The sequence below is a fragment of the Paraburkholderia humisilvae genome, from assembly GCF_902859855.1.
In the GTDB taxonomy this organism is placed as follows: domain Bacteria; phylum Pseudomonadota; class Gammaproteobacteria; order Burkholderiales; family Burkholderiaceae; genus Paraburkholderia; species Paraburkholderia humisilvae.
Map to the genome: position 1 here is coordinate 1 of NZ_CADIKH010000086.1, position 17,431 is coordinate 17,431.

The following is a 17,431-nucleotide window of genomic DNA, read 5'->3' on the forward strand; positions in this document are numbered from 1 at the left end:
CTTCGCCGTCGGTCGGCTCGATCAGCCCGGCGATGATACGCAGCAGCGTCGACTTGCCCGAGCCCGAGCGGCCCAGTAGCCCGACGATCTCGCCTTCACGCAGCGACAGGTCGACACCATCCAGCACGCGCTGTTCGCCTTGCGCCTTGTTGAATCCGTGGCGGACATCCGCGACCCGCAGCACCTCTTCGCCAATGCTCGGTGTGTTCTGAACGGCGTCATTCGATAGCATTTCCGCATTCACCATGGGACCTCCTTTAATCGAGCCGGAGCCGGGATTCGGCGTACGCATAGAGCGGGCGCCACAACGCGCGGTTGAAAAGCGTCACGTATAGCGACATAACGGCAATACCGAGCACAATCTTTGGAAAATCGCCGGCGGCGGTGGTCTGCGCGATATAGGCGCCGAGTCCATGCGCGGCGACCCGCGTGTCGCCCCACTGCACGAACTCCGCGACGATGCTCGCGTTCCACGCGCCGCCCGATGCGGTAATCGCACCGGTGACGTAGTAAGGAAAGATGCCTGGCAACATCACGCGGCGCCACCATTGCCAGCCGCGAATATGGAAGTTTTTGGCCGCTTCGCGATAGTCGTTCGGATAGGCGCTTGCGCCGGCGATCACGTTGAACAGGATGTACCACTGCGTGCCGAGCACCAGCAACGGCGACAGCCAGATATCCGGGTTCAGATGGAAGTGCACGATCACGATCACGAACACCGGGAACAGCAGGTTCGCCGGGAACGCGGCCAGAAACTGCGCGAGCGGCTGGATTTTTTCCGCGAGCGCCGGGCGCAGCCCGATCAGCACACCGAGCGGCACCCAGATCAACGACGAGATCACGATCAGCAAACACACGCGCAACAACGTGATCGAACCGAGCGCGAACACGTGGCCGACATCGCCGAGCGTGGCGCCGGTGCTCACGTAGCTGACCACGCGAACGACCGCATAGATCGCCGCGGCGAATACGACGACCGACCAGATAAAGTCGCCGACCCGTTTCGCGTCGCCGCGCGACGCGGCCGGCCGTGCTGCCGCGCGCAGCGGCGGCGGCATGCGCACCGGCCAGCGCGCGGCGTTCGCCACCAGCCCGCCGGCAGGCACCAGCAGCTGGTTGATCAGCCGCGTGCGGCGAATCAGGTCGAGCAGCCACGATTGCGGCTCGTCGCTCGAACGTGTGGTCTCCATCCGGAACTTGTCGGACCATGCGACCAGCGGGCGAAACAGCAACTGGTCATACGCGAGAATCACGACCGTCATCGCGAGAATCGCCCATCCGACCGCCGCGAGATTCTTCTGTCCGATCGACTGCGCGAGATACGCGCCGATGCCCGGCAGAACGATCGTGTTGTTGCCGACGGTAATCGCTTCCGACGCGACCACGAAGAACCATCCGCCGGACATCGACATCATCATGTTCCAGACGAGCCCGGGCATCGCAAACGGCACCTCCAGCTTCCAGAAGCGCTGCCAGCCGGTCAGGTGAAAGCCGCGCGACACTTCGACGAGATCGCGCGGCACCGTACGCAGCGACTGATAGAAGCTGAACGTCATGTTCCACGCCTGGCTCGTGAAGATCGCAAAGATCGTCGCGAGCTCCGCCCCCAGCACACGGCCAGGAAACAGCGCGAGAAAAAAAGTGACGGTGAACGAGATGTAGCCGAGCACCGGCACCGACTGCAGGATGTCGAGAATCGGCACCAGTACCTGTCCGGCGCGCCGGCTTTTCGCGGCTAGCGTGCCGTACACCAGCGTGAAAATGAGCGACGCGGCCATCGCCGCGAGCATGCGCAACGTCGTGCGCAGCGCGTATTCGGGCAGGTTCGCCGCGCTTAGCGAAACCGCGTGTTCCTGCAGCGTCGACATCGGCGCCCACGTCTGATGCAGACCGCTTGCCGCCATCGCGATCGCGCAAAAGATCAGCGGAAAAGCGACGAAGTCCCAGCGGTTCGGCAGTACTCGCCAAGCCGATGCAGGGACCGTCGGATTCGTATGGAATTTGAAGTTCATCGTGTACGTCACCGGACACTGTTTTTGTTCGCAAGCGGCTGACCGAGGTTGAGCGGCCCGACCGCTGGCTAACCGCTGGCTAACCGCTAGCCAATGCATGGCCATCGAAGGGCCACCTGCAGAAAGACCCGGTGAAACGGGCGCGGAAAGTGACGCTGCGTGTACGCGACGGCGCGCTCGCGTGGCGGCGCTTCGAGACGCGCCGCCTCCCACGTAACGGGCCCCCGCCCGTTTCAGCGATCAGCCGGCCTGATCGCTAGCCCTAAGGCGCCGCCAGAAGGCGATCAGCCGATGGAACGCGCGCGGCTGCGACGCGGGCATCGCGTCGAACGAGTCGTGCGACGCAAGGATATGAGGCAGTTGAGGCAGCAAAAGAGCGAAGTTCATGAGGTTTCTCCACGCGTCCACTGGACGCGACATACCGAAGCACGCAGACGGAGAGATCGCACACCTTACTTCGCTGAGGTGGACGTCTACCGGGTTGCTTCGGTCAAACACAAACGGAATGCGGATTGGCGTATGGGGTAACAGTCACTATCAGGCATTTCGACATCCTTACTGTTGAGAATCAGCTAACCGGCTCACGCGACGCGCCATGCGATGGACGGCGCCCGCGTGAAGCGGCACGAACGGGCAGCACCGCGAATGCGAAATTCGCAATGCCGCCATCCGGACACGCAAACGCGACGTCCAGATGGACTGACAAGGTGCACGGGATATTGCCAAGACGCGCACCGCCTGCCTGAGGGCAGAACGGCGGCTGGGAAAGGAAGCGCGGACGTCCTGTCGTTCAGACAGCGAAACTGATCGGAGATCGACTACTGCTGGAGTCCAATGACGGCCCCTTTTGTGAAGACTCGCGAATTCTAATCAGGCGAGCATTGCCGCGTCAACACGAACCGCGAATGAGTGTCCGGCAGACCACGAAAGCCTTCAAAGCTTTCGTATCGCAGCCGTATGTGGCGCTTCTCAATGTGCTGCGCAACGAGCGCATTTACGATATTTTTGCTTGCGGTGCTTTGGCGACATTGCATAAAATTCGTCCGTCTGTACGTCGCGCGATGGGCTAAACAGAGGTGCTTATGTTCCTTCGCTCGATTGTCACCCGTCCTGCGCGCGCGATGTGGTCCGCTCGTCCGCCCGACGCGCGCGGACCGTCACGGCACACGCGACGGCGTACGCGGGCAAAGACGCGCAAACCGGGCGCATGGACACCGAAGTTCGCGCGCCTGGGCGGCATCGCGATGTCATTCGCGTTCTGCGCCATCCGGGCCATCGCCCAAACCGCCGACGCGCAGCCGGCGACGCAGGCACCGACGGACTCATCCACACAGGCATCGGCCCCCACTGCGCCGCCGGCCGGATGGTGGAACCGCGCGACGCTGTTCGGCGATCTCGGCGGTCTGCGCCCTTGGCTTGGCCAATACGGCATCACGTTTGGCCTGCAGGAAACCAGCGAGTACCTGAACAATCTGTCCGGCGGCACCGCGCGCGGCGGCGCTTACGATGGGCTCACCGAGTTCAGTCTCGGCGTCGATACGCAAAAGGCGTTTGGCCTCGCCGGCGGCATCTTCAACGTGTCGGGCCTGCAGATTCACGGCACCAGTATCAGCACGCGCAATCTGCAGACGTTGCAGTTCGCGAGCGGCATCGAGGCCGACGCGACGACGCGCCTGTGGGAACTGTGGTACCAGCAAGCGTTCGCGGGTGGCCGGGTCGATGTCAAGGTCGGTGAACAAAGCGCCGATCAGGAATTCATGACGAGTGAGTATGCGAGCACATTCATCAATGCCACCTTCGGCTGGAGCGCGCTGCCATCAGTCGATTTGCCGGCCGGCGGTCCGTCGTATCCGCTCGCGTCGCCCGGCGTGCGCGTGCGTGCGACGCCAGCCGATCAGGTCACGGTGCTGGCCGGCGTATTCGGCAGCAACCCGGCCGGCAATGGCATCGGCGATCCGCAAAAGCTCGATGCACACGGTACGAACTTCAGTCTGCGCGACGGTGCGCTGATCATCGGTGAGATTCAGTATGCGTTCAATCGGCCGCCGGCGAATGGGTCCGACGCGCAAGATGCGGGTCTGCCGGGGACCTGGAAGCTCGGCTTCTGGTACGACACGCAATCGTTCAACGATCAGGCGTTGGCGAGCAATGGTGTATCACTGGCGAGCCCCGACAGCAGCGGCATACCGCAACGCCATCACGGCAACTGGAGCGTCTATGCGGTTGCGGACCAGATGATCTGGCGGGACAGCAACGGCGGGCCGCGCTCGGTCGGCGCCTTTGCACGGCTGATGGGTGCACCGGGCGATCGCAATCTGGTCGATTTCGGCGCGAACGTCGGCGTCACACTGAAGGCGCCATTCAGCGGACGCGATAACGATGTCGCCGGCATTGCGCTCGGCTACGCGCATATCGGCTCGCATGCGCGAGACCTCGCCAGCGCGACGGCGCAGACCACGCCTGGCTTTCCGTCACGTACCGCGGAGACGGTGATTGAAGCGACGTATCAGTATCAGATCGCGCCGTGGTGGCAATTGCAAGGCGACGCGCAGTATTTCTTCCGGCCGTCGGGCGGGATACCGGATCCGGACAATCCTGCCGAGCGAATCGGCAATGCGTTTGTGATCGGCGTGAGGACGACGATCACGTTCTAGGCGTTCGACGCGCGCCGCGGTTTCTCCGTCACGCCAAACGCGTCGACAAATTCCGCCGCGAGCCACGCGAGCCCCGGCTCCTCATCATGCGCGGCGGCCCACATCAGCGAAACTTCATACGCCGGCACGTCGAACGGCAGCGGACTCATCGCGAGATCCAGTGTGTCGCGCCAGACGCGGCCGATAAAATCGGGCACTGTCGCAATCGCTGCCGTGCGCCGCACGATAAACGGGCTCGTTGCGAAATTCGAACTGGAGAACGCGACGTCGCGCTTGAGCCCTTGCAGGTCGAGTCGCTCGTCGATAAAACCGTGCAGGCCCGCGCTAAACGATGTCATCACATGCCGGTGTTGCAGGAATTCGTCCATCGACAACCGCTTGCGACGCGTTTTCACGAGGCGCGGATTGTAGACGCTCACGAAGCGCCATTGAAACAGCGGCTTGCGCCGCTGCCACGGCATGCATTCCGGAAACACACCGACCGCCAGTTCGATCGCGCCTTCGTCGAGCATCGTTGCCGCACGAGTGGAATCGGTCGTGCGCGCAATCAGTTTCACGTTCGGTGCGCAAGCAGCGAGCCGCTCCATGATTTCGGGCATCAGCAGCACCTCCAGCGAATCGCTCAAGCCGATGCGGAATACGCGCTGCGCGAGCGCCGGCTCGAATTGAGGCGGCTGCGTCAGCGCCTGATGCAGTGCCTGGAGGAATGGCTCGATCTGCCGTGCGAGTTCGAGTGCGCGCGGCGTCGGCGTAACGCCGTGCGGCGTGCGCACGAACAGTTCGTCGCCGAATGCGTCGCGCAGCCGCTTGAGCGCCCCGCTCAGCGCCGGCTGACCGAGGAAAAGCCGTTGCGCGGCCCGCGTGACACTGCGCTCCTGCATCAACGCGCGGAAGGCCAGCAGCAGGTTCAGGTCGAAACGACGGAAATCATTTTCAATGATGTTGGTCATCGTATCAAACGATTTGAATGATATCAGTCCAGCACGCATTCTATCGCGATGGAGAGCGATACAAAGCGCGATGTGACCGCAGATCGCCCGCCCTCCTCCTTCTATCAACAGGAGCGGTGACATGGACTGGCAAAATCAGAAAGTCGTGGTGCTAGGCGGTTCTTCGGGCATGGGGCTCGCGACCGTGTCGCGCGTTGCCGCAGCCGGCGCGCATGTGGTGGCGGTCGGCCGCGATCGACGAAAACTCGACAACGCGCTGGCGGGCATTGCCGGACGCGTTGCGGGCGAAGCGTTCGACTGCACCGATCGCGTCGCGCTCGACCGCTTCTTCGAGCGCCTTGGACGGTTCGATCACCTCGTGCTGACACTTTCGGGTGGCGAAGGCGGCGGCACATTCGCCGAGCTCGACCTGGCCGCGCTGCGCCGCGGCTTCGAAGCGAAATTCTGGCCGCAGATCGAGGCCGCGCAAGCCGGACTGCATGCGCTACGCCGCGACGGCAGCATCACGTTTCTGACCGCGATCTCCGCGCGCATCGCGAACCCCGGCACCGCAGGCCTCGGCGCGATCAACGGCGCGCTTGAAAGCATGATCGGCACGCTTGCGCGCGAACTGGCGCCGATGCGCATCAATGCGATTTCACCGGGTGTGGTCGATACTGCATGGTGGGATCGCTTCCCCGCTGACGTAAAGACGAACCTGTTTCGACAGCAGGCCGAAACGCTGCCGGTGCGGCGCGTCGGTGACGCGCAGGATATCGCGCATGCCATTGTCTTCCTGATGGAAAACCGGTTCGTGACGGGCGCGGTGATCGAATGCGATGGGGGTATGCGACTGTTGTGACGTGTCACCGCGCGGATGGGTTCGCCTATGCACGACGCGTAGCAGTCGGCACATTGGCACGCGCAAGCTCGCCGATTGCTCGCGCATCGTGTTGCGCAGTGAATGAACCGCGCATTAGCCGCACAAAAAAGGCGCTACGCCTCGTTTAACAGGATTGACCAGCAATCCGAAAGTTGCAACCATCGGCCGGTCATTCCTTGACGAGGGGACGTCGATGAAATCGCGACACACGTGGTTCTGCCCATGTTGTACCGATCCTTCGCAACGCGGCTTCACGCGCCGGCAATTCCTTAGCGCCGCCGCCGCACTCGCCGCCGCACCAGGTTTCGCGAATGCGCAAACGTCGGTCCCTTCGATTCGCTACGATTCGGTCCCCGATCCGGTTCGGCTGCCGGATAACATTTATTTCGGTGAATGCTCCGGTGTCGCGGTCAATTCGCACGGCCATATTTTCGTGCTTTCGCGCGGCAACTCGACGGGGCCCGCGTATGGCGCGGCGGCCGCGCAACTGCTCGAATTCGCGCCCAATGGCAAGTTTGTGCGCGAGATCGGTCATAACCTGTATGCGTGGTCGTTTGCGCATACGGTCAAGATCGATCGTCACGACAACATCTGGGTGACCGACAAGGGCTCGGACATGGTGATCAAATTCACGCCCGAGGGACGCGTCGCGATGGTGTTCGGGCGCAAGCAGGAAGCGTCGGATGAGGAGACCGCACCGCTCAAGCATCCGAATCCGCCGCTGCCCGCCGAACCCGGGCGCTTCCGCCAGGTGACCGATGTCGCGTGGGACTCGTCGGGGAACACGTACATCAGCGACGGCTATATCAACTCGCGCGTCGCCAAGGTGGATAGCAACGGCAACTGGCTTAAGTCGTGGGGGGAACGCGGCACCGGGCCGGGCCAGTTTCATACGCCGCACAGTATCGCGGTCGACGCGAACAATCACATCTACGTCGCGGACCGCAGCAACCGGCGCATTCAGGTCTTTGACACAGATGGCAACTTTCTACGCCAATTCACGATCGACGTGCCCGTGCCGCCCGGCGCGCGTGCTGCGATCGGCAATATACCGAGCGAAGCGGAAATCGCGGCCGGCACCTTTGCACCGGGGTCGCCGTGGGCCATCTGCATTTCGCCCGGTCCGAACCCGGTGCTATACAGCGCCGACGCTTACCCCGGCCGCATCTACAAACTGACGCTCGACGGCCAGTTGCTCGGTATGTTTGGCGAGACGGGCAAGCAGCTCAAACAGTTCGGCTGGATTCACGAGATGGCGTGTCCATCCGAGAATGTGCTTTACGTCGCGGAGCTCTTGAACTGGCGCGTGCAGAAGCTGATTCTGCACGCGTGAGCACGACGCGCAGCGCGTCGCGAACGGGACCACGATGGGGTTACGTCACATTCAATCGATGCGTGTGCCAACCGACACTCACTGAGCGCCCGGTTGCGCCGGCACCGGGCTGTGAACCGGCGAATTGATCCGGCTGGATTCCCTGACCAGTTGTTCCGTCATCGCCGCCGCGACCGGATTCGCGCCACCATGGCTCGACGTATCCGGACTGTCGTTCAGTGTGATCGCCTTCGACATATCAGGCGGTGGCAGCGAAGGGTCGAGCTTCGCGGACTGCCTGACAAGCGCCTCTGTCATCGCGGAAGCAACCGGGTTGTCGCCACTGGAGTGCGCATCGCTCGAACGTCCGGTGTTTGATGCCTGTTCGCTTCGCGACGACTGACGCGCTTTCGTGTCGACAGACTGGCGGCTATTCGCCACGTCGACGGTTTTGACCGGCTGCTGACGCACGGTCACAGCCGGCGTTTCTTTCGGCGCGCTCGCAGTTGCGAGAGAACGTGTGCTTGCGGCCGCGGGAGGTCGTTCGAGCAGCACGTTGGGGACCGCGACGGGCCTCGGCGGCGCCGCTGCAATCGTACGGTTTGCGCCTGTCGCAGAAGGTGCGGTCGCGGACGCCGGCAATTCGTTCGCGATGGCACCCGCTGCAACCTGAGCACCGCCATTTGCAGCAGGACCCGCAGCGGAATCTGCAGCGGGATCAAGCGCCGCCGTTTTTACCGAACCTTCCGCAGCCGGGTCACTTTTTCCCGTCGAACGGTCGCTTTGCGGGGACATGATGTAAAAAACGAACGCCAAGTCTGCTACGACCAACGCGGCGATGAGCGTCTTTCCTACTTTCGTCATATCTGAACCTGCGGACTACGCCATAGCAATCGATTCATTCATGATAGCCGACGTGTTCGCAAAACGAGGCTCGTCGCGGCCTCGAAAAAAATTCGCGAGGCCGCGCGGTTCAGCGGCAATTCAGACGAAAAAGGCGGGGATCTAACGCTACGGCGAATTCAGGACGCGGTGCGCATCGCGCGATATTCACGTCGCACGATATCCATCAGCTCGGCGACCGACGTGCTGGCGGCCTCGCGTTGATACGTGACGCGGCCACGCTGCATCAACATCACGCGGTCCGCGATATCGAGGGTCTGTGCATAGTTGTGCATGATCATGATGATCGACAGATCACCCTTCGCCTTCAGACGCATGATCAGGTCGATGATCAATCCGGCTTCGCGAGCGCCCATTGCCGCGAGCGGTTCGTCGAGCAGCAGGATCTTCGCATTCGAATGAACCGCGCGCGCGACCGCGATCGCCTGCCTTTGACCGCCTGAGAGCTGTTCGACCGGCAGGTCCACCGACGGCACGTTCACGCCGATTTCTTCGAGAAACTCCGCGGCGCGGCTACGCATCGCGCGGTTGTTCAACAGCGGAATCGGACCGCGATGAATGATCTCGCGATTCAGAAACATGTTGTGATAGATACTCAACGAATTCGCCAGCGCGAGATCCTGATACACGCATTCGATGCCGAGCGCACGCGCGTGGTCGACCGAACGCAGCAGCGTTTCCTCGCCGTTGACGAACAGCTTGCCGCTCGTCTGCTGATGAAACCCGGTGAGTATCTTGATCAGCGTCGACTTGCCCGCGCCGTTGTCGCCGAGGATGCCGAGAATCTCACCCTTCCTGAGCGTCAGTGACACACCGTCGAGCGCGGTGACCGCCCCGAACCGCTTGACGATATCCTCGCCGTGCAGCGCTTCCACCGGCAGCTCGGACATCATCGATCTCCCTTGCGCGCCAGCCGGGCGACGTGAATATTGAAGATCATCGCGGCGAGAATCGAAGCACCGAGAATCATATTGAACGTGAACGCGTTGATGCCGATCAGCGTGAACCCATCGCTCAGGATACCGAGGACCGCCGCGCCGATCAGGCCGCCGATGATCGTGCCGGAGCCGCCCGCGAGCGGCGTGCCGCCGATCACCCCCGCGGCGACCGCGAGGAACATGATCTGATTGCCGCCTGCCTGCGGATCGATCGACGCAATGCGAAAACCCTCGAGAATGCCGGTGAGTCCTGCGAGCACTGCCGCGATCATGAAGTTGCCGAGCTTCAACCGGTTGATATGGATACCCGCTTCGCTCGAGCCGAGCGGATTCGCGCCCGATGCGACCGTATGCAAGCCCCAGCGCGTGTGCCGCAGCACGACATGCATGATCGCGGCAATCGCGACCGCCCAGATGATCTCGCTATAGCCCCACGCGCCCATCAGGTTCGCAAAAATCGTGTTCTCGGGTGCGGGAACCGGCGTGCCCTGTGAAATCGTCAACGTGAAGCCGTTCACGAAGAACAGTGTGCCGAGCGTGGTGACAAACGATGGAATGCGCAGGTAGACCGTCACAGCGCCATTAATAAACCCGACGACGCCCGCTGCCGCCACACCCGCCAGTATCGCGAGCCCGATCGGAAAACCGGCCTCGATCGCGAAATGCATGATGAACGGCGCAAACGCGAAGACCATCCCGGCGGAGAGATCGATTTCCCCGCCGATCATCAGCATGATCTCGCCAAACGCGATAATCGCGACCGGCGCGATGAACTGCGACAGGTTCTGCAGACTCGCGCCCGACAGCAGAAAGTCGTGGTTGGCCACCTCGAAGTACGCGCATAACAGCAGCGCGACCACGAGGATGCGAATCTCGCTCGAATGCAGCAGCGACCGCGACAGACGTCGCGGTCGTGCGCGAGGCTTTGGCTGATCCGCCACCGAAGACGTCACCCTTTGATCGCTCCCGTGCGCGGGACAATTTGCGGTTTCGTGCTCTTGCCTTCATAACGCGTCGACGTATTCAGGTACGGTTCGACCGTGCCCTTCGTGACGAACTTCAGGCCGGTGTTGACATCAGCCGGCCCGACCAGCCCGCCGGACGCGAGGAAGACAAACGCCTGGACCACCGTGTAGAAGCCTTGCACGTACGGCTGCTGGTCGATCGTGAAGTCGAGGTAGCCGTCATGAATCAGCTGGACCGTGCGTGGCAACAGATCGAAGCCGCCGCCGTGCACACCTTTCGCGGGCAGGTTGCTCTCCTTCATCACCTCCGCGACGCCCTGCGTGCTGCCCGCGTCGACCGCGAACATGCCCTTGAGGTCCTGGTGACCGAGGTAGAACGACTTGATCTTCGACAGTTCTTCGTTGACCGTCGCACCCGTTGCGATGGTTTGCACGTCGATCTTCTTGCCCGACTTCTTGATCGCCGCAATCGCGCCATCGAGCCGCGGCTGAATATTCAGCTGGCCCGGCGTCGCGATAAAGAGCGCGACGAGACCGCTGTCGATCAGGCTCACGATACGCTCGCCCATCTGGTAGCCGGACAGATACAGGTCCTGGCCGATATAGGCCAGACGGGGATTGGTCGACCCTTGCGGTGCGTCGGCGTTATACGCGAACACCGGAATGCCCGCGTCGAGCGCCGCCTGGATCGGCTTGTCGAATGCTTTGGGATCGACAATCGGCACCGCGATCGCGTCGGCCTTCGCGGCCACCGCCGCATTGACCGCGTTGACCATCTCGCCGATATCGGCGTTGGCCGAACCGGTCCACTGGTAGTCCATGCCGAGCAAAGCGGTGGAGTCCTGAATGCCGTATTGAGTCGGCACGAAGAATGGGTTCGTCGTCACGTGGTTGACGAATACGATTTTCCAACGCTTGTGACTTGGGAACGGTGCCCCTTCCGCAGCCTGTGCCGGCGTGATGACCCCACCGAGCAGCGCCAGCGCAGCGCCCAATCCGGCGCCTTGCAACATTCCACGACGCATTCCCTGCACTTCTTCCCCATCGCGTTCCGGCTTATCGGCCATGTCATCCTCCAGTCTCTTAGTTATTAACTTGCTGTGCATGACGGCGCAGGCCATAAAAGCGCCGGAGCCGGACATCAATACGCCTTACATCACGTGCATGCGTGCGCTCCTGACAACTGCGGAAGATGCTATCTCACTGACTTTGGCCGAATAATCAATGTATACCCTAAAGTAGTCCGACTATTGGGATGCGGCCGGAGCGTGTCGGGTTTCCACTATCCGCGCGGAAGCGGCGAGCGCCACCCAAGGCTCCGGCCCTGGCACTCGCCTGACGCGTTCCGCATCGTGAACCCGCAACGTGAAGCTGGCGTGCGCAAACACCCACGCCAGCCTAACTCCCCTGGTAGATATCGCAAGACAAACCAACGATGCAGCGCGCGCCGTTCCTCGCTCGTCCGCTTCCACTCGACCCACCGGGCTGAGGGCCTGTCGCGTCATAGTCGTATCGCTCCATCGACGGCTGTTGCATGGTTGCCGGTTGTGACATCGTTGCGGCTTGCGGCGCTTGCGGATCGCCGCTGGGGGACTGCCATGTCTGCGCATAGGCAACACCGGAAATAGCGGACAGCGCGGTTACGGCCAACACAGAAGCAATAGAGACTCTCATTTCGTTCACCTGCATTCGAAATGCAATACGCCGCCATCCAATAAGGATGTCAAAGCGAATCGCGTGAGTGGGAAAAACAGACACTGAAAGCCGTTCGTATCGACTTTAGCTACTGCTTGCCGATTGCAGGAAAGGGAGCCCGGCACGGCGAGGTTCGAAATGCGCCCCATACGGCGGGGCGCGAAAGCGCGATGAAAGACGGTACGTGCGCAAACGTAACCTTATTTCCCTTATTGGTGCACGTCCCAAAGAACCAGTTTGACGTCCTATTCGAAAAGGCGGTTTGTTCTTTTTTTCATGTTATAGGCGCGTCTTCTTCGAAAATCCAGCCTGCATTTATAAAGGCCGATATTCGATTTAATCGTTTAACGTGCGAAAGCGATGCACGGTGCCGGCTGCATGCAGCCGGCACCGTGCAGATTGAACGCGTCACTGCGGCGATATCAGCGGGCTGTCACTGCGGTGACGCCGCGCGTTCCTGAGCGAGAATCTGCCGGATGGCCTGCTCGAACGCTTCCACCGGCTGTCCGCCCGTCACGAGGTAACGCCGGTTGAAGATGATGGCGGGCACCGAGTGGATGTCCATCGCCTGGGTTTCCTGTTCGTCGGCGCGAACGGCATCGGCGTAGTCGTTGCCTTGCAGGATCTGGCGCGCTTCCTGTCCATCCAGTCCGACGGATTGCGCCGCTTCGACGAGCACGTGATGGTCGCTGACGTCTTTGCCGTCGCCATGGTAGGCCCGCATCAGCGCCATCTCGAGCGGCAACTGCCGGTCTTTGGACAGTGCCCATTGCAGCAGCCGGTGTGCATCGAATGTGTTGTAGACATACTTTCGTTCACCGAACGTAAAGCCGACACTCGCGCCACGCTCGCGGATCATCGCCTGCGTTTCGGCGATCTGCGCGGGCGTGCGGCCATATTTTCCGCCGAGGTAGTCGACAATGTTCTGCCCTTCAGGGCCCATCTGCGGATTCAGCTCGAACGGATGCACGACCCATTCGGCCGCCACCTCTTCATCGAGACGGGACAATGCAAGTTGCAATGACGATAGGCCGACCGCGCACCACGGGCACGCGATATCGGAAATAAAGTCGATTCTTAGCGGGGTCATCGTGTTCCTGTTGGGAAGATCTTTCGCAAAGGTTGCCCGTAGAACAAGGCAGCGAACGCGAGCAGGTTAGCGCGAGTTATCAGGGTCTGCAGAACCCGGATTCGTTGTGGTAAGCGGACACCAGGCGGCAACGAAAGCAGAGACGGCCGGTCAGCCGACCGGCCGTCTCTGCTTCTTTTGACCACACCAACGTTTATTAACGCCGGCTACCCGCGATCGTGCAAATCAAAGCGATCGAGATTCATCACCTTGTCCCAGCACGCGACGAAGTCGCGGACAAACTTCTCGCCCGCATCCGAACTGCCATACACCTCCGCCAACGCACGCAATTGCGAGCTCGACCCGAACACGAGATCGACACGCGTGCCGGTCCATTTGAGTTCGCCCGTTGCGCGATCGCGTCCTTCGAACACGTCCTGGGCGTCCGATACCGGCTTCCACACGGTGCCCATATCGAGCAGGTTCACGAAGAAGTCGTTGCTGAGCACCTCCGGCCGCTTCGTCAGAACGCCATGCTTTGTGCGATCGAAGTTGGTGTTCAACACGCGCATGCCGCCGACCAGCACCGTCATTTGCGGCGCGGTCAACGTCAGCAATTGCGCCTTGTCGATCAGCAGCGCCTCGGCCGACAACGGCTGTTTGCCGTTCACGTAATTACGAAAGCCGTCCGCTTTAGGCTCGAGCACTTCGAACGACACCACATCGGTCTGTTCCTGCGACGCGTCCGCGCGGCCAGGCGTGAACGGAACCGTCACCGCGTGCCCGCCGTTCTTCGCTGCCTGTTCGACACCGGCACAGCCGGCCAGCACGATCAGATCCGCGAGCGAAATCTTCTTGCCGCCGGACTGCGCGCTGTTGAACTCGCGCTGGATGGTTTCGAGCGCACGCAGCACCTCCGACAATTGAGCGGGCTGATTGACTGGCCAGTCCTTCTGCGGCGCAAGGCGAATCCGCGCGCCGTTCGCGCCGCCGCGCTTGTCGGAGCCGCGGAAGCTCGACGCCGCCGCCCACGCCGTCGAAACCAGTTGCGCAACGGACAGGCCCGATGCGAGCACCTTGCTCTTTAACGCAGCGATGTCCTTCTCATCGACCAGCTTGTGATCGACCGCCGGCAGCGGGTCTTGCCAGATCAGCTCTTCCTTCGGCACTTCCGGGCCGAGATAGCGTGCGCGCGGCCCCATGTCGCGATGCGTGAGCTTGAACCACGCACGCGCGAACGCGTCCGCGAATTCATCCGGGTTTTCGTAGAAGCGCCGCGAGATCTTCTCGTAAGCCGGGTCCAGTCGCAGCGACAGATCGGTGGTCAGCATCGACGGCGAGCGGCGTTTGTTCGGGTCGTGCGGGTCCGGCACGGCATCGGCGCCCGCGCCGCCTTTCGGTGTCCATTGATGCGCACCGGCCGGGCTCTTCGTCAGTTCCCATTCGTAGCCGAACAGGTTCTCGAAGAAGCCGACGCCCCATTTCGTCGGGGTCGTGGTCCAGATGACTTCGAGACCGCTGCCGATCGTGTCCTTGCCTACGCCGGTGCCGAAGCTGTTCTTCCAGCCGAGGCCCTGTTCCTCGAGGCCCGCCGCTTCCGGCTCAGGTCCGACATGCGACGCAGGACCGGCGCCATGCGTCTTGCCGAAAGTGTGGCCGCCCGCGATCAGCGCGACCGTTTCTTCGTCGTTCATCGCCATGCGGCCAAAGGTCTCGCGAATATCGCGCGCGGCCGCGAGCGGATCGGGCTTGCCGTTCGGGCCTTCCGGATTGACGTAGATGAGCCCCATCTGCACGGCCGCGAGCGGATTTTCCAGCGCGCGGTCGCCGGAGTAGCGTTTATCTTCGAGCCATACGGCTTCCGGGCCCCAGAACACGTCTTCCTGCGGCTCGAACACATCTTCACGTCCGCCGCCGAAACCGAAGGTCTTGAAGCCCATCGACTCCAGCGCAACGTTGCCCGTGAGAATGATCAGATCGGCCCATGAGATTTTCCGGCCGTACTTCTGCTTGATCGGCCAGATCAGCCTGCGCGCCTTGTCGAGGCTGACGTTGTCGGGCCAGCTGTTGAGCGGCGCAAAGCGCTGCTGGCCGGACCCGGCGCCGCCACGTCCATCGCCGACACGGTACGTACCGGCGCTGTGCCACGCCATTCGAATAAAGAAAGGCCCGTAGTGCCCGAAGTCCGCCGGCCACCAGGCTTGCGAATCGGTCATCAGCGCCAGCAGATCTTTCTTCACGGCCGCGAAATCGAGACTGTTGAACTCTTTCGCGTAGTTGAAATCCTTATCCATCGGATCCGTAAGCAGCGACCCCTGACTCAGGATCTTGAGGTTCAGCTGACTGGGCCACCAGTCCCGGTTCGACATGCCGCTCAACGATTGCAGGACCGGGCATTTCGCTTCAGTTGACATGCGTATGCTCCATTGATTGTTTGCCATCCGCTACGCGTCGTCCCGGGTACGGGCGCCGTTCGTGGAAGGCTTCGAGGAACCACTGCGTTGCGTCGCAGACGCGCGCGAACGCTGTAAGCAAATCAGCCGTATCGCCCCTCACCTTATTCAGCGATTTTGCGGAGATTGCCTTAGCGGCTCTTCCGTCGCGCCTGATCCGGCCCTGGCAGGCGGTTTGTATGTCGAGCGTGACGGCCGATGCGTGTGCGATGCACGCGGCATTAGCGCAGGCTCAAGTGCAATTGAATGATATATCCGCTTTCAGCAAGCGGCATGACACAGGAAAGTCGTCAAGCTCGCGCGACGGATGACCATGCGCTGGCGCCCGCCGCAAACTGCATACGCACAATGCGAATTCATCCCGATTCAGCGACACTAAGCGTCAACCCGTTTGCTAACGACGCAATCGCTGCGGCCTGATGCGAGGGTCATTGCCTGTTGTTCACGTGCCGGTCGAATGGCTTCAGTTCATATGATCTATGACGCCATTGCATGGGATCACCGGTTACATGCCGAGCCGCACGAGAATGAACACAGTCCGGCGCGCATAGCCGATGCATAGCAGGCGCACATCATTGATCAATGCACACGGAGGAACCGCAATGGGACTCTCATGGCAACAAGGCCCGCTCTCATCCGGAGCCATTGGCCGTTTTCTCGTCCCCGACCCGCTGCCGAAACGACTGCTCTACGTCGAGCCGTTGCGGCGTCGTATGCGCGTGCACTTCGGTGGTCGATGGATCGCCGATAGTGAGAACGTCGTGCTGCTTTTCGAGCCGGCCCGCTATCCCGTCGCGTATTTTCCCCAAGGCGATATCGCGTCGGACGTGCTGGAGCGCCTCGAGCACACCACCCGCCACCAGGACCTCGGCCAGACCGCGTGGTACGCCGTACGCGCCGGCGACCAGATCGCGCAACGCGGTGCGTGGCAGCACACGGATTTGCCCGCTCATGCCGGCGAGCTCAAGGATCGTATTGCGTTCGCATGGCGTGCGATGGACGCCTTCTATGAGGAAGACGAACGGATCGTCGGCCACGCGGCCGACCCGTATCACCGCATCGATATTCGCGAGACGTCGCGTCACCTGGTGGTCCGTCATCGCGACCGCGTGATCGCCGATAGCACGCGGCCGCTCGCGCTTTACGAGTCCGGCTTCGCGCCGCGCTGGTACGTGCCGCGCGCCGATATCGACGAGTCCGCGCTCACTGCCGTGGACGCCAGAACATTCTGTCCATACAAGGGCGTTTGCAGCTACTACGACATCGACGACGCGCGCATGGCCGCGTGGTCGTATCCGGAGACCTATCCTGAAGTCCACCGCGTGGCGAACTTCGTATCGTTCGAGCCGGATATCGTCACGGTTCATCTCGACGACAGAGCGCTTCATCTCGAACCAGGGCAAACGGTGATCCCGCACGGCCCCGATCGGGAGCTCACGGTCCATGAAGTGCAAGTGCGCGAACGCCCATGAGCATCGACACGACAGCGGGTACACGGCGAGGTGGAGGACTATTGACCTTTCCATAAATCATGACGTCACCACAAGGTTGCCTGAATCCAGCACGCGGCGATGATCGAAGGTCGGTGCTGAGCGCTTTTGAGCTTGTTGCGAGCGAC

General features: G+C 61.8%; 15 protein-coding genes. 5 read left to right on the plus strand and 10 right to left on the minus strand.

The window, feature by feature from the left end; translation table 11 throughout:
* The 3 genes from HV796_RS36585 to HV796_RS36595 all read right to left on the minus strand — a co-directional run.
* A partial coding sequence (locus tag HV796_RS36585) for an ATP-binding cassette domain-containing protein (protein ID WP_246356244.1) occupies positions 1–247 on the minus strand: 247 nt, incomplete at its 3' end.
* Between the two features lie 10 nt (positions 248–257).
* Positions 258–2,012: an ABC transporter permease gene (locus HV796_RS36590; protein ID WP_175232739.1), complete on the minus strand. Its 1,755-nt coding sequence runs from the start codon at positions 2,010–2,012 to the stop codon at positions 258–260.
* A 240-nt stretch (positions 2,013–2,252) separates the two neighbouring features.
* Complete coding sequence (locus HV796_RS36595) at positions 2,253–2,399, minus strand: hypothetical protein (RefSeq protein WP_175232740.1); 147 nt, start codon at positions 2,397–2,399, stop codon at positions 2,253–2,255.
* A gap of 518 nt (positions 2,400–2,917) precedes the next feature.
* Between HV796_RS36595 and HV796_RS36600 the strand changes: the two genes are divergently transcribed.
* Together HV796_RS36600 and HV796_RS36605 are read left to right on the plus strand one after the other, a co-directional pair.
* Positions 2,918–3,082 (plus strand): hypothetical protein, encoded by a 165-nt coding sequence (locus HV796_RS36600; RefSeq protein ID WP_175232741.1) that lies wholly within the window; start codon positions 2,918–2,920, stop codon positions 3,080–3,082.
* A 174-nt stretch (positions 3,083–3,256) separates the two neighbouring features.
* Complete coding sequence (locus tag HV796_RS36605; RefSeq protein WP_175232752.1) at positions 3,257–4,666, plus strand: carbohydrate porin; 1,410 nt, start codon at positions 3,257–3,259, stop codon at positions 4,664–4,666.
* Here HV796_RS36605 and HV796_RS36610 read toward each other — a convergent pair.
* Positions 4,663–5,616, minus strand: a complete 954-nt coding sequence (locus HV796_RS36610; RefSeq protein ID WP_175232742.1) for a LysR family transcriptional regulator — start codon at positions 5,614–5,616, stop codon at positions 4,663–4,665. The two genes, HV796_RS36605 and HV796_RS36610, sit on opposite strands and share 4 nt — an antisense overlap.
* Positions 5,617–5,737: 121 nt before the next feature.
* On the opposite strand from HV796_RS36610, the gene HV796_RS36615 reads away from it, so the two are divergent.
* Positions 5,738–6,457 (plus strand): SDR family oxidoreductase, encoded by a 720-nt coding sequence (locus HV796_RS36615; RefSeq protein ID WP_175232743.1) that lies wholly within the window; start codon positions 5,738–5,740, stop codon positions 6,455–6,457.
* Positions 6,458–6,671: 214 nt separating this feature from the next.
* Positions 6,672–7,811, plus strand: coding sequence for a peptidyl-alpha-hydroxyglycine alpha-amidating lyase family protein (locus HV796_RS36620; RefSeq protein ID WP_175232744.1), 1,140 nt, complete (start codon positions 6,672–6,674; stop codon positions 7,809–7,811).
* A gap of 78 nt (positions 7,812–7,889) precedes the next feature.
* Here the strand turns inward: HV796_RS36620 and HV796_RS36625 are convergent, their stop codons facing one another.
* The 6 genes from HV796_RS36625 to katG all read right to left on the minus strand — a co-directional run bounded on the left by HV796_RS36625 (position 7,890) and on the right by katG (position 15,774).
* Positions 7,890–8,654, minus strand: coding sequence for a hypothetical protein (locus tag HV796_RS36625; RefSeq protein ID WP_175232745.1), 765 nt, complete (start codon positions 8,652–8,654; stop codon positions 7,890–7,892).
* 158 nt (positions 8,655–8,812) lie between these two features.
* Complete coding sequence (locus HV796_RS36630; protein WP_175232753.1) at positions 8,813–9,583, minus strand: ATP-binding cassette domain-containing protein; 771 nt, start codon at positions 9,581–9,583, stop codon at positions 8,813–8,815.
* A complete protein-coding gene (locus tag HV796_RS36635) occupies positions 9,583–10,572 on the minus strand; it encodes an ABC transporter permease (RefSeq protein ID WP_246356245.1) in 990 nt (329 codons plus the stop codon). The genes HV796_RS36630 and HV796_RS36635 overlap by 1 nt, the downstream gene beginning before the upstream one ends.
* Before the next feature lie 8 nt (positions 10,573–10,580).
* Entirely contained in the window at positions 10,581–11,663 is a 1,083-nt protein-coding gene (locus HV796_RS36640; protein ID WP_175232747.1) for a sugar ABC transporter substrate-binding protein, read from the minus strand.
* Positions 11,664–12,724: 1,061 nt separating this feature from the next.
* Positions 12,725–13,381, minus strand: coding sequence for a DsbA family oxidoreductase (locus tag HV796_RS36645; protein WP_175232748.1), 657 nt, complete (start codon positions 13,379–13,381; stop codon positions 12,725–12,727).
* A 206-nt stretch (positions 13,382–13,587) separates the two neighbouring features.
* Complete coding sequence (gene katG, locus HV796_RS36650; RefSeq protein ID WP_175232749.1) at positions 13,588–15,774, minus strand: catalase/peroxidase HPI; 2,187 nt, start codon at positions 15,772–15,774, stop codon at positions 13,588–13,590.
* Between the two features lie 641 nt (positions 15,775–16,415).
* Between katG and HV796_RS36655 the strand changes: the two genes are divergently transcribed.
* Positions 16,416–17,285: a DUF427 domain-containing protein gene (locus HV796_RS36655; protein WP_175232750.1), complete on the plus strand. Its 870-nt coding sequence runs from the start codon at positions 16,416–16,418 to the stop codon at positions 17,283–17,285.
* Positions 17,286–17,431: the final 146 nt, after the last annotated feature.

What these genes read in the sequence shown, in the direction of transcription:
- HV796_RS36590 (WP_175232739.1), bottom strand. Translation starts at nt 2,012, where the DNA reads ATGAACTTCAAATTCCATACGAATCCGACGGTCCCTGCATCGGCTTGG.
- HV796_RS36605 (WP_175232752.1), top strand. Translation starts at nt 3,257, where the DNA reads ATGTCATTCGCGTTCTGCGCCATCCGGGCCATCGCCCAAACCGCCGAC.
- HV796_RS36610 (WP_175232742.1), bottom strand. Translation starts at nt 5,616, where the DNA reads ATGACCAACATCATTGAAAATGATTTCCGTCGTTTCGACCTGAACCTG.
- HV796_RS36640 (WP_175232747.1), bottom strand. Translation starts at nt 11,663, where the DNA reads ATGGCCGATAAGCCGGAACGCGATGGGGAAGAAGTGCAGGGAATGCGT.
- HV796_RS36600 (WP_175232741.1), top strand. Translation starts at nt 2,918, where the DNA reads ATGAGTGTCCGGCAGACCACGAAAGCCTTCAAAGCTTTCGTATCGCAG.
- HV796_RS36625 (WP_175232745.1), bottom strand. Translation starts at nt 8,654, where the DNA reads ATGACGAAAGTAGGAAAGACGCTCATCGCCGCGTTGGTCGTAGCAGAC.
- HV796_RS36630 (WP_175232753.1), bottom strand. Translation starts at nt 9,583, where the DNA reads ATGTCCGAGCTGCCGGTGGAAGCGCTGCACGGCGAGGATATCGTCAAG.
- HV796_RS36620 (WP_175232744.1), top strand. Translation starts at nt 6,672, where the DNA reads ATGAAATCGCGACACACGTGGTTCTGCCCATGTTGTACCGATCCTTCG.
- HV796_RS36655 (WP_175232750.1), top strand. Translation starts at nt 16,416, where the DNA reads ATGGGACTCTCATGGCAACAAGGCCCGCTCTCATCCGGAGCCATTGGC.
- HV796_RS36645 (WP_175232748.1), bottom strand. Translation starts at nt 13,381, where the DNA reads ATGACCCCGCTAAGAATCGACTTTATTTCCGATATCGCGTGCCCGTGG.
- katG (WP_175232749.1), bottom strand. Translation starts at nt 15,774, where the DNA reads ATGTCAACTGAAGCGAAATGCCCGGTCCTGCAATCGTTGAGCGGCATG.
- HV796_RS36595 (WP_175232740.1), bottom strand. Translation starts at nt 2,399, where the DNA reads ATGAACTTCGCTCTTTTGCTGCCTCAACTGCCTCATATCCTTGCGTCG.
- HV796_RS36615 (WP_175232743.1), top strand. Translation starts at nt 5,738, where the DNA reads ATGGACTGGCAAAATCAGAAAGTCGTGGTGCTAGGCGGTTCTTCGGGC.